Genomic DNA, 18,553 nt, shown 5'->3' with positions numbered 1-18,553 from the left:
TCTACAAAAAGCAGAGCGCCGCCCTGGGGGGGGCGGCGCCGGACCGGCTTATTCGCCGATATGCTGCTTCAGCCAGCCGTTGACCGTGTCATGCCACAGGATGCTGTTGTGCGGCTTGAGCACCCAGTGGTTCTCGTCCGGGAAGTACAGGAACTTCGACTCGATCCCCTGCCGCTGCGCCGCCGTGAATGCCGCCAGGCCCTGCTCGACCGGAATGCGGAAGTCCTGCTGGCCATGGATGATCAGGATCGGCTTCTTCCAGTCCGCCACGTGGTTGACCGGGTTGAACTTCTCGTAGTTCGCCGCCTTCTGGTACGGCGTGCCGCCCTGCTCCCACTCGGTGAACCACAGCTCCTCGGTGGCGTAGCCCATCATGCGCTGGTCGAACACGCCATCGTGGTTGACCAGGCACTTGAACGGGCCGTTCCAGTTGCCGGCGATCCAGTTGACCATGAAGCCGCCATAGCTGGCGCCCAGAGCACAGGCCTTGTCACCGTTGAGGAACGAATACTTCTTCAGTGCCGCGTCCCAGCCCTTCTGCAGGTCTTCCAGCGGACGATCACCCCAGTGCTGGCTGATCGCATCGGTGAATGCCTGACCGTAACCGGTGGAGCCGTGGAAATCGATCATCACCACCGCGTAGCCCTGGCCCGCATAGGTCTGCGGATTCCAGCGGTAGCTCCAGCCGTTGCCGAAACTGCCCTGCGGACCGCCATGGATCAGGAACGCGACCGGGTAGGACTTGCCTTCCTGGTAGTTGTGCGGCTTGACCACATAGCCGTGCACGGTGTCGTTGTTCCAGCCCTTGAACGAGAACTGCTCGAAATCGCCGAAACTGACGTCCTTCAGCACGTCGCCGGCAGACGGTGTCAGCGCACGCAGCTCGCCCATCGGCTGGCCGGCGGCTGGCAGCAGGCCGACCAGCACCTGGTCGTTGCTCTTCAGGCTGTTGCGGGTGATCGCCACGCTGGTGCCGGCCACATCGACGGCGGTCACGCTGCCATCGCCGATCAGGCGGGTGGCCTTGCCGGTGGCGACATCGATCTGGAACAGCGGGTGCTCGCCCAGATCATCGGCGGTGGTATAGATGCTGGCGCCATCGGCGGACAGCACGATGCCACCCGCCGAGCGATCCCACTGCGGGGCGATCTCACGGCTCTTGCCGCTGGCCAGATCCATCGCCATCAGGCCGAAGCGATCAGCTTCAAAGCCGGGGCGCTTCATCGCACGGTAGAACAGCGTCTTGCCATCGGCACTGAACACCGGACCCGCGTCCCATGCCGGGTTGGAGGCGGTCAGGTTCACCGGTGCCTGACGACCGGCAGCATCGAAGCGATAGAGGTCGAAGTTGGTCGACCACGGTTCCTCGCGGCCCGCCACGCGGATGCTGGCGACCACGCTGCTGCCGTCCGGCGACCACACGAAGTCATCATTGCCACCGAATGGCTTGGACGGCGCATCGCCATCGAGGGTGGCGCTCAGCGCTGAAGCCCCCTTGACCGGGCCGGCCTGGGCACCCGGCAGCGGCGCGACGAACAGGGTGTTGCGACGGCCGTCGTTCCAGGTATCCCAATGGCGCACGAACATCGAATCCCAGACCTGGCCACTGGCCTTGGCGTCCTTCTTCTCTTTCAGCTTCTTCTCGGTGCAGGCCAGGTCCGACGCGCAGGCCTGGAACACGCCGGCGCTGAACAGCACGCGGTCGTCCTGTGGCGAGACGTGGTAGCTGTCCACATCCACCGGGAAATCGGTCAGCTGGCGCGGGGCGCCGCCGTTGATCGCCTGTGCGTACAGCTGCTGGCTGCCGTTCTTGGCACTGAGGAAGTACACCGTCTGGCCGTCCGCCGACAGCGAGGCGGAATTGACGTTCCAGCCAGCCGGGGTGATCTGCTTCGGCGGTGCCGCATCACGCGTGCGCAGGTTGCGTGCGTACAGGGCGGTGCTGGCCTTGAGGTTGGCGTCGGTGCTGCGCTTGGCGAACACCACGGTGCCGCCATCGGCGCTCAGCACCGGCGCGGAAACGCGATCCATGGCTACCATGTCGCGGATCTCCAGGCCACGGGCAGCGGCGACGCTGGGCAGAGCGGCCAGCAGGCTCAGTGGCAGCAGGGCATGACGCAGTTTCATCGGGATCTCCGCAGGACGGCAAAAAGGCGATGGTAGGCCCCGCAGCCCGGGGCTGCCAAGGCCATCGGTCATGGCCGTGATCGGGCAGCCGCCAGAAACAGCAAACCGCGCCGTAGCGCGGTTTGTGGGTGGACCCGGGGTCGGATCCGATTCCGCAGGAATCGGCTCTGACCCCGCCCGGCCACCGCCGGCAAACCGGGGTCAGAGCCCTTCCCGACGGGAAGGGATCCGACCCATCACTTACGCCTTGGCGTACTTGCCGGTGCGGTAGATCAGCCAGCCCACCAGGAACAGCACGGCCAGGCCGATCCACTGCGCGGCCGGCAGATGGAACGGCACGGCCAGCACGTCGGCGCGGCTGCTGACCACGATCGGAATGGCGATGGCGATGCCCATCAGCGCCTCGCCGGTGATCAGGCCGGCGGCGAACAGCACGCCCGGCTTGTGCACGCGGTCGCGGCCCTCTTCATCATCGGCACGCACCTTGTGGAAGCGCTCGACCAGGTAAGCGATCAGGCCGCCGAGGAAGATCGGCACCATCAGCTCCAGCGGCAGGTAGATGCCGATGGCGGCCGCCAGCACCGGCACCCGGAAGCGCGCGTTGCGCGCCTTCAGCCAGCTGTCGAAGGCAATGATGACGGCGCCGACCACGGCACCGATGCCGATGAAGGTCCACGGCAGCTCGCCACCGAACAGGCCCTTGGCCACCGACGCCATCAGGTTGGCCTGCGGCGCAGCCAGCGCGTTCGGGTGCAGCTCGGTCTTCACGCCGATGCCATAGGCGGTGGCCAGCAGGTTCAGCACCGGGGCCATGATCAGCGCGCAGGAGAACGCACCGATGCCCAGCATCAGCTGCTGCTTCCACGGCGTAGCGCCGACGATGTAACCGGCCTTGAGGTCCTGCAGATTGTCACCACCGACGGCGGCAGCGCAGCACACCACCGCGCCGATCATGATCGCCGCCACCGCACCCAGCGGTGCACCGCCGGTACCGACCGGCTTGAGGCCATCGGCACCCAGCAGCACGACCAGTACCGCCGAGGCGAACAGGATGGTGGAAATGGTGATGCCCGAGACCGGGTTGTTGGACGAACCGATCAGGCCGGCCAGGTAGGCCGAGACCGACACGAACAGGAAGCCGGCGACGATCATGATGATGGTCATCGGGATCGACACGTGCCACTGGCCGACGATGGCCTGGTACAGGGCCAGCAGCGGCAGCACGAAGACCACCAGGGCGACCAGCATCCACTTCATCGGCAGGTCGCGCTCGGTGTGCGCCAGCACCGGTCCGCCGCTCTTGCGGGCGGCGGCAAAACCGCTCTTGACGCCGTTGAGCAGCGACTTGCGCAGCGAAATCAGGGTCCAGATGCCACCGATCAGCATTGCGCCGACACCCAGGTAGCGCATCTTCGCGCCCCAGATGGCGAATGCGGCCTCGGTGGAGGACGCAGCGGCCACCGACGCGGCCAGGGCCGGGTCGGTGTTCATGAAGAACGCCTGGTAGAGCGGGATGGCGATGTGCCAGGTCAGGATCGAACCAGACACCACCACGATGCCGACGTTGAGGCCGACGATGTAGCCCACGCCCAGCAGCGCCGGCGACAGGTTGGTGCCGATGAACGCGGTGACCTTGGAACTGCCCACGTAGGCCGAGGTGGCCCAGGCATCGGGAATCAGGCGCATGCCGCTTTCCGCGGCCAGCTTGACGAAGGCGCCGATCACCGCCGACAGGCCCAGGATCTTCAGGCCCGGACCCGGGTTCTCACCGGCCTTGAGCACTTCCGCCGCCGCCTTGCCTTCCGGGAAGGGCAGCGGATCTTCGACGATCATCGAGCGGCGCAGCGGCACCGAGAACAGCACGCCCAGCAGGCCGCCCAGGCCGGCAATACCCAGCACCCACCAGTACTTGAAGTCCGGCCAGTAGCCCATGATCACCAGCGCGGGGATGGTGAAGATGACACCGGCGGCGATCGAGGAACCGGCCGAGGCGCCGGTCTGCACGATGTTGTTCTCGAGGATCGAGCCACCGCCCAGCAGGCGCAGCACGCCCATGGAAATGACTGCGGCGGGAATCGCGGTGGCGATGGTCAGGCCTGCGAACAGACCGAGGTAGGCGTTGGCCGCGGACAGCACCACCGCCAGCACGATGGCCAGGGCCACTGCGCGGAAGGTGAGCTGCTTGGGCGCAGCGTCGTGGTTCATGGGAGCCCCTGCTGGCAAAAAATCCCTGCCACGCTAGCGTTCAGGGGACGGCAAGTCCAGCACACCGCAGCATGACAAGCGCCAGCGGATCAGGCAGGACACGGATCAGGCACAGGCAGCAGACGCATCCGGCACATTCCGGCTGGGCATTCCGCAAACGATATGTTATATCTTTTCGATTGAACGACATCGCCGTCCGCATGCCCTCTCCGCCACCGGCCCGCCTCACCTCCATCGACCAGCTGCGCGGCACCGTCATGCTGTTGATGCTGCTCGACCACGTGCGCGAGACCTTTTTCCTGCAGCACCAGGTCAGCGACCCGATGGACGTATCCACGGTCTCCCCCGCGCTGTTCGCGTGCCGCCTGCTGGCCCACCTGTGCGCACCGGTGTTCGTGCTGCTGACCGGCCTGTCGGCCTGGCTGTATGGCCAGCGCCAGGCGGATCCGCGCCGGGCCACGGCCGCGTTCCTGCTCAAACGCGGGCTGTTCCTGGTGGTGCTGGAACTGACCCTGGTGAATTTCGCCTGGACCTTCCAGCTGCCTCCGGACACCGTGTACCTGCAGGTGATCTGGGCGATCGGCCTGAGCATGGTCGCGCTGGCCGGCCTGCTGTGGCTGCCACGCGCGGCGCTGCTGGCGCTGGCGGTACTGCTGGTGGCCGGCCACAACCTGCTCGACGGCGTGCGCGTGGCAGGCGACGGTGTGCTGCCGGTGCTGTGGAAGGTGCTGCACCAGCGGGACTGGATCGAGGCCGGTGCACTCCGGCTGCGCACGTCCTATCCGGTGCTGCCGTGGATCGGGGTGATCGCGCTCGGCTATCTGATGGGGCCCTGGTTCGCGGCGGACCGCATGCCAGCGCAGCGTCACCGCTGGCTGGTGTGGGCTGGGCTGGCAGCGCTGGGCATGTTCGCCCTGCTGCGGTTCGGCAACGGCTATGGCGATACGCCCTGGCAGTTCCAGCAGGACGCGCTGCGCACCTGGATGAGCGTGTTCAACGTGACCAAGTATCCGCCATCACTGCAGTTCCTGTTGCTGACCCTGGGCGTTGGCCTGCTGTGGCTGCGCCTGTTTGAGTGGCCTGCGATGGCACGGGCGTTGAGGCCGCTGGCAGACATCGGCGCGGCTCCGATGTTCTTCTACCTGCTGCATCTGTATCTGCTGAAGCTGCTGTATCTGGCGGCGCTCGGGTTCTGGGGGCCGACCCACGGCAGCCTGTACGCTCTCGATTCGGTCGCCGGCCTGATCCTGGTGGCCTGTGCATTGGCGGTGGTGCTGTACCCGCCGACGCGGGCATTCGCGCGGTTCAAGGCGCGTCGGCGCGACCTGGGCTGGCTGCGATACCTGTGACCCCGCTCGCCGGGCGCGGCCTGATGCTGCCCGCCACGGGCGCGGCGGCGGGCCTATAATCGCGCCCTTTCCGCAGTGCCCGCCGTCGATGACCGTTGCCGCTCCCGCTTCCGACGACTTCCTTGGCCACCCCAAGGGCGTCTACGTCTGCTTCTTCACCGAAATGTGGGAGCGCTTCTCCTTCTATGGCATGAAGGCGCTGCTGCTGCTGTACCTGACCAAGTACCACCTGTTCGGCGACAAGGCCGGACTGGACCTGCTTGGCGCCTACGGTGGCCTGGTGTACTGCATCCCGGTGTTCGGCGGCATGCTGGCCGACCGCTGGCTGGGCATGCGCCGTGCAGTGCTGTTCGGCGGCATCCTGCTGGTGCTGGGCCATCTCGGCATGGCCTTCGAAGGCCACGCGGCATACCGGGTCAACGGTGAAGTGGTGCGCGACACCTCGGCGCTGGCGGTGACCTATCTGTCGCTGGCGCTGATCATCATGGGCGTGGGCTTCCTCAAGCCGAACATCTCCACCATCGTCGGCAAGCTGTACGCCAAGGACGATCCGCGCCGCGACTCGGGCTTCTCGCTGTTCTATGCCGGCATCAACCTCGGGGCGCTGTTCTCGTCGCTGGTGTGCGGCTTCCTCGGCGAGGCCTATGGCTGGAAGTATGGCTTCGGCGCGGCGGGCATCGGCATGCTGGCCGGGCTGGCGATGTTCCTGTGGGGGCAGAAGTACCTGCACGGGCATGCCGAGCCGCCACAGCCGGCCGCGCTGAAACAGCGGGTGCTGGGCCTGCCGCGTGAATGGCTGATCTATCTGTGCGCGGTGCTCGCGGTGCTGCCACTGGCGTGGCTGATGTGGGCCGCCGGTAACGGTGCGTTCGCTCTGGGCGGCGAAATCAGCCTGGCGTTGATGCTGATGCTGGTGGTGCTGGGAGGCGTGCTGGTCTGGTTCGCCTGGTTCACCGGCAGCCAGTGCACGCCGGTGCAGCGCCAGCAGATGATCGCGCTGATGGTGCTGATTTTCCTGGCGCTGGTGTTCTTCACCCTGTACGAGCAGTCCTATGGCTCGTGGGTGACGTTCACCGATCGCCTGCTGACCAAGGACATCGTTCCCTCGCTGGTGATCACTGACGGCACGCCGCTGCCCTGGTCGATCCTGTCGTTGCTGCTGGCGCCGCTGGGCTTCGTGGTCAGCGCGCGCCTGACCGAGCGTCGACCGGGGTCGGCCGCGCCGCGCCGGTTCTTCATTGCCATCGTCGCGCTGATGCTGGTCCTGCTGGTGCGCGACTGCCTGGTGATTCCGCAGACCGCCGGCTCCCTGACCTATCTGGGCGGACTGTTCCTGGTGCTGCTGGCGCCGGCCTTCGCCGCCCTCTGGACCTGGATGGACCGTCGCGGCTGGGAGCCGGGCAAGCCGGTCAAATCCGCCTGGGGCCTGGTGATCGGCGCGCTCTCGTTCGTCCCGCTCGCATTGGCCGCACAGCAGGTCGGCGCCACCGGCGAGATGGCCAGCGTCTGGTGGCTGGTCCTGGCCTACTTCCTGTTGGCCAGTGGTGAGATGTGCCTGTCGCCGGTGGGCCTATCGGCCGTAACGCAGCTGGCCGTGCCGCGGGTGATGAGCCTGATGATGGGCACCTGGTTCCTGGCCACAGCCTTCTCCGAGACGCTTGCCGCGCTGTTCGGCAAGCTGGCGGCCATCGATGTGCCCGAAGGCGGCACGCTGGACATGGCGGCGGCGGCCGGTGCGTATGCGCACCTGTTCTGGCTGCTGATGTGGATCGGCCTGGGCTGCGCCCTGCTGGCCTTCATCGCCGCGCCGCTGCTGAAGCGGATGATGCACGGGGTCAGGTAACTGCACTGCGCGGCGGCGGATCGTGGATCCGCCGCCGCTCTGCGTTTACGGCGCCTTGCCCTTCCCTGCCGGCGCCGATGCCTGGGCGGTCTTGCCTCCCAGGCTGCGCGACAGGAATGCGAGCAGCTTGTCGTAGTACTCGGTGCGATGGGCCAGGGTGTAGAAGCCGTGCCCCTCGGTCTTGTAGTACAGGCTTTCCACCGGCGTCCCGGCACGCTTCAGTGCCGCTTCCATGCGCTCGGTGTGCTGGATCGGCGCACGCTTGTCTTCGCCACCGGCCGCGAGGAACACCGGCACCTTGATCTGCGTGGCCAGGTTCACCGGCGAAACCGCGCCCAGCTTGGCCGGATCACCCAGCCATTCGCGCAGGAAGGTCACGCCCGAGTCACGCTCCTGCACATCGCCGCGGGCGAACATCAGCGGCAGGTCGTACACGCCGACATAGCCGGCCGCGCACTGGTACAGCCCCTGCTCGCGGGCAGCGCCCATCATCGCGGCGTAGGCCCCGTAACTGGCACCGTAGATGCAGATGCGTCTGGCATCGGCGATCCCCTGCGCGATCGCCCAGCGGGTGGCGTCGGTGACGTCATCCTGCATCGCGGCTCCCCATTGCTGGGCGCCGGCCTGGGCATGCGCACGGCCATAGTTCCCCGAGCCACGGAAGTTGACCTGCAGCACGGCGTAGCCGGCAGCGGCCAATATCTGCGTCTCGCGGTCGTACTGGCCATTGTCGAACACGTGGAACGGCCCACCGTGCGGCATCACCACCATCGGCAGGTTGCGTCCGTCGCTGCCGGAGGGCACGGTGAGGAAGCCGTGCAGCGGCAATCCGTCGCGCGCCTTGAGTGCCACCGGACGCACCGTTGCACTGCGATCGATGTCGATCCAGTCGCTGCGGCTGATCAGGTGATCAGCCTTGCGGGCCTCCGTGTCGTACACATAGAAGTCGCCGGGATTGGTGCCTGACCAGGTCTCCACCAGCACCACGCGGCCATCCCGGGTACTGGAGGTGATGTAGACCGGCCCCCCGAAGGCCGCCTCCAGGCTGCGGTACAGGCGCGCCTCCGGCGACTTCTCGTCGAAGAACCGGGTCCGTGGTGTGTCGCCCATAAACAGGGCGCCCACCGGCACATGGGTGCCGGGCCGGCGGATGATGCGGTACGGATCGACCACCTCGTCGCGCAGCACGACAGCGCGCTCGCCGGTCTGCGGATTCCAGCTGACGATGGCATCCGGCCCCTGCGCCTGCTCGGCCTGCAGGTACGCCAGGCTGCCATCGGCGGAGAAGCCGATCGCGGTCTCGATGCGCGTGCTCACCGCCTCATCGTTGATCATCTTCCAGCTGTCGCCCGATCGCTCGCGGTAGTACAGCTTGTTGACATTGTCGCTGCCGGACCCGTGGACGAAACGGACTTCGCCCTGGCCATCGGTGGTGAACTCACCGCGCCGCACCGGCGAGGAGGCCATGCGCACACGCCTGCCGCTGGCCACGTCCATGCGTTCGACGCGGGTGAACGGATCCTCCGCGAACGGCCATACCGTCACCAGCACGTTGCGTTCGTCGCCGGGCAGATCATCGGCCAGGAACGCCGCGACCGCCTCGACTTTCTTCGGCTGGATGCGGGTACCCGGGCCCTTGCTTTCGACGCGGTAACCGACCAGCAGCTCGCCGCGATTGCCGTTGGCATCGATGGCGTAGAGCTCGCCGGTGGGATTGGGCTTATCCAGCGCGCCCCACTTCTCGGCCAGGCCGATCAACAGCCGTTCGTTGCTGACCCAGTCGAATTCGTAGGCGTGATTCTTCTGCGGCGGGCGGAAGCTGCCCACGAGCTGCTTGTCGGCCAGCCGCATCACCGCGATCGCGGTGCTGTCCTCCATCGGCACGGTGGCAGCGACATACTCGCCCCCCGGCGATATCTTGATGTCGGTGAAGGTCTCCTGGCGCAGGAACTGCGTCAGATCCACCGCCCATGCGCTGCCCGCGGCAACGCTACCCACGACGACCAGTGCGGCCGTCAACATCGTCCTGCGCATCCTTCCCCCTGCTCCGATGGACACCTTGTCCTGTACACGGATTCTAGGCAGGCGCCGTCTGTCCCGCCAGAGCCGGAAAAGACGACGGCACCGTTGCCGGTGCCGTCGTTGCCACTGCCTTGGAGAGAGAGTCAGGACGTGGGTTCGGGGGCGTGCGCCGGGTCAGTGGACCCCGCGCACCGCCAGGGTGAGGGCCAGGATGCTGAGGATCACCGCGATGGTGCCGTCAAGCACACGCCAGGTGCTGGGCTTGGTGAACAGCGGCGCCAGCAGGCGTGCACCGAGGCCCTGCGCGGTCAGCCACAGGCAGCTCGCGGTGACCACGCCGGCCGCGAAGGCCATGCGTGCGTGGCCGAAGTTCTCGGCAATGGAGCCGATGACCATCATGTCCAGCCAGAAGTGCGGGTTGATCAGCGAAAAGCCGACCGCCGCCATCAGCACCGCGCGGCGGCTGCCGTCGTCGCTGTCGGCTTCACCCATGCCACCGCCACCGGCAATGGCGCGGCGCGCCGACTTCATCGCGTACCAGGCCAGGAAAGCCACGCCGGTCCACAGCACGGCCGAGGTCAGCCACGGCAGCGCCGAGGTCAACGTGCGCAGGCCGGCCACGCTGGCGAAGATGAAGAACGCATCGATGGCCGCGCAGGTGGCGACCACCGGCACGATGTGCTTGCGCAGGATGCCCTGGCGCAGGATGAAGGCGCTCTGGGCACCGACCACGGCGAACAGGCCGATGCCGGTGGCTGCACCAGAGAACCAGGCACCGAGGCCGGTGCCGGCGGAGATGACCGAAAACATGGGATTCACTGCCTTGTCTTGCTGGGGGGACGGTGCCTCGCGAAGGCGGACAGCACCGGGTACGGGCGCCATTGTCGCGCCGCAACATAGAAAAGACGAGCTAAACTTACTAAACCAACATTAGCGGAACTTAATACCATGCGCATCGACCATGCCCAGCTGCGCGCGCTCGCCGCCGTGATCCGCGAAGGCAGCTTTGATCGCGCGGCGCAGTCGCTGAATGTCACCCCCTCGGCCATCTCGCAGCGGGTCAAGGCGCTGGAGGATCGTGTCGGACGCCTTCTGGTGAAGCGTGGCGCCCCCGCCACTGCCACCACCGAAGGCCAGGTGCTGGTGCAGCTGGCCGAGCAGACGGCCCTGCTCGAGCATGACGCCCTGCACCGGATGGGCCTGGCCGATGAGGATCTGCCCCAGGCCAGCATTCCGGTGGCGGTGAACCACGACAGCCTGGAAACCTGGTTTCCGCAGGCGGCGCAGCAGTTCGCACTGGGTACCGGCACCACGCTCGACCTGCGCGTGGAAGACCAGGACCATACCGTGGAGCTGCTGCGGCAAGGCACGGTGCTCGGCGCGGTGACCACCCTGGACGAGCCGGTGCAGGGCTGCCAGATCCATGCACTCGGCAGCATCCGTTACGCGGCCACCTGCACGCCGGAGTTCCGCGAACGGCACTTCGCCAAGGGCGTGACCGCGCAGGCGCTGGCACAGGCACCGGTACTGGTGTTCAACCGCAAGGACGAAATGCAATCGCGCTTTGCCCGGCGCATGGCCGGCGACGATCTGCCCAGCACCGCGCCGACCTGGTGGATTCCCTCCACCCGTGCCTTCGTGCAGGCCAACCTGGGCGGCATGGGCTGGACCATGAACCCCCTGCCGCTGGTCAAGCGGCACCTGGATGCCGGCCGCCTGGTCTACGTGCGACAGCGCGCGTGGGAGGACGTGCCGCTGTACTGGCAGCACTGGAAGGGCGATGTACAGACCATGGCCCTGCTGACCCGCGCGGTGCTGGAGGCATCCTCGACGCTGGTGCGGCGCAGGCGCTGACACCGTATGCATCCCGTCCACAGCGGGCATGCCTCTACTGTGCGGAATCCGATGACAGGACGGGCCGATGCAGACCGATCCGCTGTTCCTGCATATCCGCGTGGTGATGGGCATCATCCTGGGCCTGTCGATCACGACCCTGCTGAAAGGGATTGCGCAGATCATCGAGCATCCGCAGCGACGCGGCTGCTCGGCACTCCATCTGTGCTGGGTGGCATGGACGCTGGTGTCGCTGGTCACCTTCTGGTGGTGGGAGTTCCGCCTGATCGAAGTCCACCGGTGGACGTTCGAGACCTATCTGTTCGTGATCTGCTACTGCGCGACCAGGTTCCTGCTCTGCGCCCTGTTGTTCCCGGATGACCTGCGCGACTACGGCAGCTACGGCAATTACCTGATGCAGCGCAGACGCTGGATATTCGGCGTGATCGGCGCGCTGACGCTGCTGGATCTGGTGGACACCGCGATCAAGGGCACAAGCCGATGGCATCTGCTGGGCGCGGCGTATCCGGCCCACACCCTGCTGATGCTGCTGGTGGTCCTGCTGGGCTGGAAACTGCACTCCAGCCGGGCACAGCTGCGACTGGCCGCGGCCACCCTGCTCTACCAGATCGGCTATTTCACCGCCGAATACTTCACAATCGGCAACGATTGAACGAGACGGGCAGTTCCTTCAGCGCCCGGTCACAAGGAGTGCCATGACCATCCGTTACCGCGATGCCCATCCCGACGATGCCGCCGCCTGCATCGACCTGCGCGGGCGTACCCGCGAGAATGCCTTCAGTGCCGCGCAGCTGGCCGAGCTGGGCATCACGACGCAGAGCTGGGCCGAAGGCATCTGCAACGGAGATTTCATCGGACGCATCGCCTGCGACGGCGAGCGCATGGCCGGCTACGGGTTTGCCGACCGCGAAAGCGGCGAGGTGCTGGTTCTGGCCCTGCTGCCGGAGTACGAGAATCTGGGCATCGGCCGACGTCTGCTGCAGGATGTGGTCAGCCTGGCCCGGGATGCCGGTCACCACCGGCTGTTCCTTGCGTGCTCGGCCGACCCGCGCTCGCGCTCGCATGGCTTCTACCGCCATCTCGGCTGGTGCCCGACGGGCGAGATCGACGAAACCGGCGACGAGATTCTCGAACTGCGTTGACCCCAAGCGGAGTGCTGGCCGCTGCGGTCAGTCGGCGTCGACCACGTGCAGCTGCGCCTGGACCACCTGCGCCTCGGCGCCGGTGGAACCGGGTGTCAGATTGATCGAGAACTGCAGGGTCACATCCATCGGGCGCAGGGCGAAGCGTGTCAGCTCCTGCGGCTTGATCGGGAAACCGATGCGCAGGGACTGGCCCGCGCGCAGCTCCTGCATCTGCTGCCGCAGCGCGGCCGCGGCCATGCCGCTGCGCAACGCCGTGGTCTTCTCGGAGTGGTTGTCCTTCACCCTGACCGACGGGCCACGGCTGCGGATGTACTCCAGCGGCAGCGACACAGGCTCGCTGCCGCTGTTGCGCAGTTCCAGTTCGACGTTGAGGGTGTCGCCACGGAAACGGCACTGGGCATCGTCCACGCAGCGCGCATGAAGTTCGATCATGGGAGGAAGCTCCTTGCTGTGGGCCGGCAGCGCTGCGGCAGCGGCAAAAGTGGCAATCAACGAAATCACTTGACGGTGCATGTTATCTCCCGGCCGATTTCCCGGCTCAGCAGTTCACGTACTTCCCGCGCGATGTTCCAGGCATGACGCGGCCGGGTCACCGCGCAGTCCACGGAATTCATGATGGTCGCCGCCGGATCGGTCAGCTCACGGGAATCCGGAACGGCAACCAGCACCTCCGGATCCAGAGTGCCATCGGGCCGGACGTAACGCACGGTCTCTTCGTCCGGGTCGTTATACGAATACTCGTCCGGCACGCCCAGGGTGTGGGCGAACTCGTGGGCGAATGTCCAGGCCGTGGTCGACACGGAGACATCGATATCCGGGAATTCCACCTGCTCCCGGTCATAGGTGCGATGAACGATCAGCCTGTAGTCGCTGCCGCCCTGCACCCACCGCACCTCGTAGCGGATCGGGAAGCTGCGGGTGCCGCACGCGGGATCATGGACGTCCAGCGTGAACCGGCCGTTCCAGAACTGATCGATGCCGCGCTCCATGCGCGCCTTGACCGCCGCCACCTCGGCAGCGGTGACGCCGGGCTTGGGCATCACCTGCACCTTGATCGACACCACCACCTCGCCCTGGGCCTGCAGCGGAACATCGATGCGGTAGCTGACCTGGAAAGGATAGTCATGCTTGTCGCCATTGACGTCATAGGCTTCGTAGTAGCGCCCGTCCACGTCACGGTCGATCTGCGCATCATGGTCCGCCACCCAGCACTGCGGCGCGTCCTCGTCGCGCACGGCGGTGCCGGGCGCTGCGAAGGGGGGTGTCTGCAGGGTCGGCTTCAACAACGGCGCGACGATCGCTGCGATCGCCGCCACTCCGGCGCCTGCACCTGCGCGCCCTCCACCGCCGGCCACCACGTGGGCGCGCTGCTGCTTGCCCGATACCAGTGCGCAACCGCAGCTGGCCCTGTCGCCATCGCGGGCGACCGGCTGGCCATCGATGACCAGGGTGGCATCGCCGGAAACGATCGAACCCGGACCATGGCGTGCACAGATGACACGGTCGCCGACACGCGCCACGGCGCGCCCTTCGATATCGGTATGCGGGGAACCTGTAAGGACCGAACCGCCCGTCTGCAGGGCGTCACCCACCACGATCAGCATCCGTGACATCGTTGCGCGGCCCCTCCGTGGCCGGTGGTCGTTCTGGAATCAGCCGACAAGTCTACCCCGGAGCGACCGCCGGCAGGATGATGCATTGCACAAAAACCGGACCCGTTCCGGGTAGAATCCTCTGCAAGGATGCTGCAAGGCGTTGTTTCTTCACGCCCTTCCCCTGCCCAGCGCGCATCCTGATCTCCTCCCCTCCGCCAACGATCCCGCCCCCATGAAGAAATTTGGCAAGGCCCTGCTCGCCCTGCTCGTGCTGTTCCTGCTGGCTGCCGCCGTGTTCCTGTACTGGCCGCTGACCCAGCGCTCCGTACCCGCCGCCAGCAACGACAAGCCTGTCGACGTTGTGCTGGTCGGCGCCGGCATCATGAGCATCACCCTGGCCACCTACCTGCAGGAACTGCAGCCGGACTGGAACATCCAGGTCTATGAACGCCTCGACGGCGTCGCCGGTGAAAGCTCCGACGGCTGGAACAACGCCGGCACCGGCCACTCGGCATTCGCCGAGCTGAACTACACCCCGGAACTGCCCGACGGCAGCATCGAGACCAAGCGTGCGGTCGGCATCGCCGAATCGTTCGAGGTCTCGCGCCAGTTCTGGTCGCACCAGGTGAAGGAAGGCCGGCTCAGCGAGCCCAGCGACTTCATCAACCCCACGCCGCACATGAGCTTCGTCTGGGGCGATGACAACATCGCCTACCTGCATAAGCGCCAGCAGGCGCTGGTGAAGAACCCGCTGTTCTACGGCATGCAGTACTCGGAAGACCCGGCACAGATCCGGCAGTGGGCTCCGCTGATGATGGAAGGCCGCGATCCGAAGCAGAAGGTCGCTGCGACCTGGATGCCACTGGGTACCGACGTCAACTTCGGCGTGATCACCCGCCAGTTGACCGCCGGCCTGCAGCGCAGTCCGAACTTCAGCCTGCACCTGAACCACGAAGTCTCGGCACTGCGGCAGAACGCGGACAAGAGCTGGAACGTCACGGTGAAGGACCTCAAGGCCGGCACCGAGAGCACCACCCACGCCCGCTTCGTGTTCATCGGTGCCGGCGGCGCCGCGCTGAAGCTGCTGCAGATGTCAGGCATTCCCGAGTCAAAGGACTACGCCGGCTTCCCGGTGGGCGGCCAGTTCCTCGCCTTCCAGGGCCAGGACGTGACCTCGCGCCATGGCGTCAAGGCCTATGGCATGGCCGAGACCGGTTCGCCGCCGATGTCGGTGCCGCACCTGGATGCGCGCAAGCTGGACGGCAAGCCGGTGGTCCTGTTCGGACCGTTCGCGCTGTACAGCACCAAGTTCCTCAAGCACGGCTCGTGGTGGGACCTGTACTCGTCGGTGACCCACAACAACGTTGCGCCGATGCTGGAAGTGGGCAAGGACAACCTGGACCTGGTGCAGTACCTGATGAGCCAGGCGCGGCTGAATGATGCCGACCGCCAGGCCGAACTGGTCAAATACTTCCCCAATGCCAAGCCGGGCGACTGGAAGCTGGTCACCGCAGGCCAGCGCGTGCAGATCATCAAGCGCGACCCGTTGAAGGGTGCGGTGCTGCAGTTCGGTACCGAGATCGTGACCGACAAGGACCACACCATCGCTGCGCTGCTGGGCGCTTCGCCCGGTGCCTCGACGTCGCCGCCGATCATGCTGGATCTGATGGCCAAGGCCTTCCCCGAGCAGATGAAGGCCGGCTGGGAAGCCCGCCTGCGTGAGATCGTGCCCTCCTACGGGCGCAAGCTCAACGACAGTGCGGCACTGGTCAACGAGATTCGTTCGATGACCAGCCAGACCCTGAAGCTGCCCTACCTGGAAGTGCCGGCCGATGCCACGGCTGCACCGGCCACACCGCCGGCGCCGACGCCGGGCAAGGAAAAGCGCAACGCCAACGAGGAACTGCAGGCGCTCTGAGCCCGGGTCTTCGATGACACCTACGGACGGCCACCTTCGGGTGGCCGTTCGCATTCAGGGAGCTCGGCTCTGCCGGGGCTCGCGGTGCGTGTCCCAGGCATCGACCAGCACGGGCGAATTGTAATGTTGTTAAGAACGATTTACATTTGCGCCTCGCGCGGACCGCCCGCGCTCACCAGACGGACCTGACCCAGCCCGAAGCCGCCGCCCCGGGTACCGCCCGGCTGTTGCCGCCCTTCCGACTCTCCCGCATCGAGCCCACCAAGATGTCCCTGCACTCCCCTACCCGCCCGCTCCGTCGCGCGCTGCTGCCGGCCGCGCTGCTCGCATCCCTGGCCCTGTCGACACCGTCAGCGTTCGCCGCCGGCGATGCCGCAGCCGATGCCGCAGCCGATGCCAAGACCCTGGACCGCGTCAGCGTGCGCGCCGACCAGGCTGCGCCGCCCTCAAGCAGCACCCGCCTGCCGATCACCCTGCAGGAAACGCCGCAGTCGGCCACGGCCATCAGCCTGCAGCGCCTGCAGGACGAATCGCTGTTCAGCATCAACGACGTGCTGCGCAACGTCACCGGCGTCAGCGTGTCCTTCTATGACACCCAGCGCCCGCTGTACTACGCCCGCGGCTTTGCCATCACGGACTTCCAGGTCGATGGCATTCCGACCTACAGCGGCTCCACCAACCAGGAATACGACACCGCCTTCTATGACCGCATCGAAGTGATCCGCGGTGCCAACGGCCTGCTCAGCGGCGCGGGGGTGCCTTCGGCCACGGTCAACCTGCTGCGCAAGCGCCCCGGCAAGGACTTCGACGCCTCGTTCTCGGTGAGCGCCGGCAGCTGGGACTACCGGCGCATGGAGGCCGACGTCACCGCGCCGCTGACCGCAGATGGCCGGTTCCGCAGCCGCGTGGTCGCCGCCTATACCGATCGTGATTTCTATTACGACCGCTACAAGGAGAACAAGATGGCCGGCATGGCGGTGCTGGAGGGCGACCTGACCGACAGCACCACGGTCACCCTCGGCTACCAGACCCAGGACAACAACCCGGTCGGTTCGACCTGGGGTACCGTGCCGTTCTTCGACAGCCGCGGCGACTTCGCGCACCTGCCGCGCTCGACCAACCTGGCACCGAAATGGAGCTACTGGCAGCGCGAGACCAGCACGGTGTTCGCCAACCTGGAGCAGCGCTTCGGCGAGGACTGGCTGCTGAAGATCAACACCGCCCACACCCGTGGCAATGTGCAGAACATGCGCCTGTACGGCACCGGCAATCCCGATCCGGCCACCGGTGCGGGCATCTACCTGCGCACTGCCGCTGGCGACTCCGAGGACACCCGCCGCAACATCGATGCCTACCTGACCGGCACGTTCCCGCTGTTCGGCCGCGAGCATGACGTCACCCTGGGTGCCCAGTGGTCCGACCTGGAAGGCACCACCCACACCGTTGCCCTGAACTACCCGCGCGACTGGGCCACCTGCGGCCGCGAGCGCTGCTACTACATCCCCAACGTGTACGACTGGAACGGCGACATCTCCGAGGTGACCTACACCCGTACCGGCGCGCGCCGCGTGCAGAAGACCACGCAGAGCGGCGTCTACCTGGCCGCGCGCCTGCGCTTGGCCGATCCGCTGTCGTTGATCGCGGGTGCGCGCCTGAGCCGCTGGGAAACCCTCAGCCGCTCCTACAGCGTGGCCGGTGCGTATACCGGGACCAGCGGGGCCTACAAGGTCAGTGATGAAGTGACCCCGTACGTGGGACTGGTCTACGACGTCACGCCGCAGTTCTCGGTCTATGCCAGCTACACCGAGATCTTCAACCCGCAGAACTTCAAGGACCGCAACGAGAACCTGCTGGCGCCGGTGCAGGGCTCGAATCTGGAAGCGGGCATCAAGACGCAGTGGTTCGATGGGCGACTGACCGCCAACGCCGCTGTGTTCGAGGCCAAGCAGGACAACTATGCCGTGCGCGACATGGGAGTGCCGGAAGGCTCGCTCAGCGATGGCACCTCGGCCTACATCGGCGTCAACGGCACCAAGTCGCGTGGCTGGGAAATGGACGTCAACGGCGAGATCCTGCCGGGCTGGACGGTCAACGCCGGCTTCACCCATGTCAAAGTGACCCGCGCCGCCACCGACCTGCTGTACGCCAACCCGCCCGAAGACCTGCTGCAGCTCAACACGCAGGTGCGCCTGCGCGGTGCACTGGAACGCCTGAGCCTGGGCGCCGGCGTGCAATGGCAGAGCAAGGTGCAGGGCTACAACATCCCCTACCCGCTGGGCGGCACGGTAACCGTGAACCAGCCGGCCTACACGCTCGTGCAGTTCAACGCCAACTACCGCATCAGCGACAACTGGACGGCAACGCTGAGCGTGCGCAACGCGCTGGACAAGACCTACTGGGCGAACCTGGACTACAACAACTACGGCGAACCGCGCTTCGTCGCCGCCAGCCTGCGCTGGAAGTTCTGAGAACGACCCGCTGAAAGCCTGCAACCT

13 protein-coding genes are annotated in these 18,553 nt (G+C 66.5%); 7 read left to right on the top strand and 6 right to left on the bottom strand.

Annotated features, from left to right (window positions below; genetic code table 11):
- Positions 1-48: 48 nt before the first annotated feature.
- Entirely contained in the window at positions 49-2,127 is a 2,079-nt protein-coding gene (locus N8888_RS04940) for an alpha/beta hydrolase family protein (RefSeq protein ID WP_053516182.1), read from the bottom strand.
- Between the two features lie 240 nt (positions 2,128-2,367).
- On the bottom strand, positions 2,368-4,332 hold the full coding sequence (locus N8888_RS04935) for an OPT family oligopeptide transporter (RefSeq protein WP_053516183.1): 1,965 nt from the start codon (positions 4,330-4,332) through the stop codon (positions 2,368-2,370).
- A gap of 200 nt (positions 4,333-4,532) precedes the next feature.
- Here N8888_RS04935 and N8888_RS04930 point away from each other — a divergent pair, with 200 nt between their 5' ends.
- Both N8888_RS04930 and N8888_RS04925 read left to right on the top strand, forming a co-directional pair.
- A complete protein-coding gene (locus N8888_RS04930; RefSeq protein WP_065182373.1) occupies positions 4,533-5,681 on the top strand; it encodes an acetyltransferase domain-containing protein in 1,149 nt (382 codons plus the stop codon).
- An 88-nt stretch (positions 5,682-5,769) separates the two neighbouring features.
- A complete protein-coding gene (locus N8888_RS04925; protein WP_065174593.1) occupies positions 5,770-7,524 on the top strand; it encodes a peptide MFS transporter in 1,755 nt (584 codons plus the stop codon).
- A gap of 45 nt (positions 7,525-7,569) precedes the next feature.
- Here N8888_RS04925 and N8888_RS04920 read toward each other — a convergent pair whose 3' ends face one another.
- Positions 7,570-9,558: an alpha/beta hydrolase family protein gene (locus N8888_RS04920; protein ID WP_065182374.1), complete on the bottom strand. Its 1,989-nt coding sequence runs from the start codon at positions 9,556-9,558 to the stop codon at positions 7,570-7,572.
- Positions 9,559-9,720: 162 nt separating this feature from the next.
- Positions 9,721-10,356, bottom strand: a complete 636-nt coding sequence (locus N8888_RS04915) for a LysE/ArgO family amino acid transporter (RefSeq protein ID WP_053516190.1) — start codon at positions 10,354-10,356, stop codon at positions 9,721-9,723.
- Between the two features lie 138 nt (positions 10,357-10,494).
- On the opposite strand from N8888_RS04915, the gene N8888_RS04910 reads away from it, so the two are divergent.
- The 3 genes from N8888_RS04910 (at position 10,495) to N8888_RS04900 (ending at position 12,542) form a co-directional block, all read left to right on the top strand.
- Positions 10,495-11,400: a LysR family transcriptional regulator ArgP gene (locus N8888_RS04910; RefSeq protein WP_263177790.1), complete on the top strand. Its 906-nt coding sequence runs from the start codon at positions 10,495-10,497 to the stop codon at positions 11,398-11,400.
- A gap of 67 nt (positions 11,401-11,467) precedes the next feature.
- A complete protein-coding gene (locus N8888_RS04905; RefSeq protein ID WP_263177789.1) occupies positions 11,468-12,052 on the top strand; it encodes a hypothetical protein in 585 nt (194 codons plus the stop codon).
- A gap of 43 nt (positions 12,053-12,095) precedes the next feature.
- Positions 12,096-12,542, top strand: a complete 447-nt coding sequence (locus N8888_RS04900; protein WP_065182375.1) for a GNAT family N-acetyltransferase — start codon at positions 12,096-12,098, stop codon at positions 12,540-12,542.
- Between the two features lie 27 nt (positions 12,543-12,569).
- On the opposite strand, the gene N8888_RS04895 is transcribed toward N8888_RS04900, so the two are convergent.
- Both N8888_RS04895 and N8888_RS04890 read right to left on the bottom strand, forming a co-directional pair.
- A complete protein-coding gene (locus tag N8888_RS04895) occupies positions 12,570-12,977 on the bottom strand; it encodes a hypothetical protein (protein WP_057496236.1) in 408 nt (135 codons plus the stop codon).
- A 65-nt stretch (positions 12,978-13,042) separates the two neighbouring features.
- A complete protein-coding gene (locus N8888_RS04890; protein ID WP_263177788.1) occupies positions 13,043-14,158 on the bottom strand; it encodes a PAAR domain-containing protein in 1,116 nt (371 codons plus the stop codon).
- Between the two features lie 214 nt (positions 14,159-14,372).
- On the opposite strand from N8888_RS04890, the gene mqo reads away from it, so the two are divergent.
- On the top strand, positions 14,373-16,058 hold the full coding sequence (mqo, locus tag N8888_RS04885; RefSeq protein WP_197600827.1) for a malate dehydrogenase (quinone): 1,686 nt from the start codon (positions 14,373-14,375) through the stop codon (positions 16,056-16,058).
- 266 nt (positions 16,059-16,324) lie between these two features.
- Positions 16,325-18,526, top strand: a complete 2,202-nt coding sequence (locus tag N8888_RS04880) for a TonB-dependent siderophore receptor (protein WP_197600826.1) — start codon at positions 16,325-16,327, stop codon at positions 18,524-18,526.
- Positions 18,527-18,553: the final 27 nt, after the last annotated feature.

This window comes from Stenotrophomonas maltophilia (genome assembly GCF_025642255.1).
In the GTDB taxonomy this organism is placed as follows: domain Bacteria; phylum Pseudomonadota; class Gammaproteobacteria; order Xanthomonadales; family Xanthomonadaceae; genus Stenotrophomonas; species Stenotrophomonas maltophilia_P.
The sequence above is the reverse complement of the archived record's forward strand: the minus strand, read 5'-3'. Positions and strand labels throughout refer to the sequence as shown.

Excerpts from the sequence above, each read along its gene's own strand:
- N8888_RS04940 (WP_053516182.1), bottom strand. The coding sequence starts at position 2,127 with ATGAAACTGCGTCATGCCCTGCTGCCACTGAGCCTGCTGGCCGCTCTG.
- N8888_RS04935 (WP_053516183.1), bottom strand. The coding sequence starts at position 4,332 with ATGAACCACGACGCTGCGCCCAAGCAGCTCACCTTCCGCGCAGTGGCC.
- N8888_RS04930 (WP_065182373.1), top strand. The coding sequence starts at position 4,533 with ATGCCCTCTCCGCCACCGGCCCGCCTCACCTCCATCGACCAGCTGCGC.
- N8888_RS04925 (WP_065174593.1), top strand. The coding sequence starts at position 5,770 with ATGACCGTTGCCGCTCCCGCTTCCGACGACTTCCTTGGCCACCCCAAG.
- N8888_RS04920 (WP_065182374.1), bottom strand. The coding sequence starts at position 9,558 with ATGCGCAGGACGATGTTGACGGCCGCACTGGTCGTCGTGGGTAGCGTT.
- N8888_RS04915 (WP_053516190.1), bottom strand. The coding sequence starts at position 10,356 with ATGTTTTCGGTCATCTCCGCCGGCACCGGCCTCGGTGCCTGGTTCTCT.
- N8888_RS04910 (WP_263177790.1), top strand. The coding sequence starts at position 10,495 with ATGCGCATCGACCATGCCCAGCTGCGCGCGCTCGCCGCCGTGATCCGC.
- N8888_RS04905 (WP_263177789.1), top strand. The coding sequence starts at position 11,468 with ATGCAGACCGATCCGCTGTTCCTGCATATCCGCGTGGTGATGGGCATC.
- N8888_RS04900 (WP_065182375.1), top strand. The coding sequence starts at position 12,096 with ATGACCATCCGTTACCGCGATGCCCATCCCGACGATGCCGCCGCCTGC.
- N8888_RS04895 (WP_057496236.1), bottom strand. The coding sequence starts at position 12,977 with ATGATCGAACTTCATGCGCGCTGCGTGGACGATGCCCAGTGCCGTTTC.
- N8888_RS04890 (WP_263177788.1), bottom strand. The coding sequence starts at position 14,158 with ATGTCACGGATGCTGATCGTGGTGGGTGACGCCCTGCAGACGGGCGGT.
- mqo (WP_197600827.1), top strand. The coding sequence starts at position 14,373 with ATGAAGAAATTTGGCAAGGCCCTGCTCGCCCTGCTCGTGCTGTTCCTG.
- N8888_RS04880 (WP_197600826.1), top strand. The coding sequence starts at position 16,325 with ATGTCCCTGCACTCCCCTACCCGCCCGCTCCGTCGCGCGCTGCTGCCG.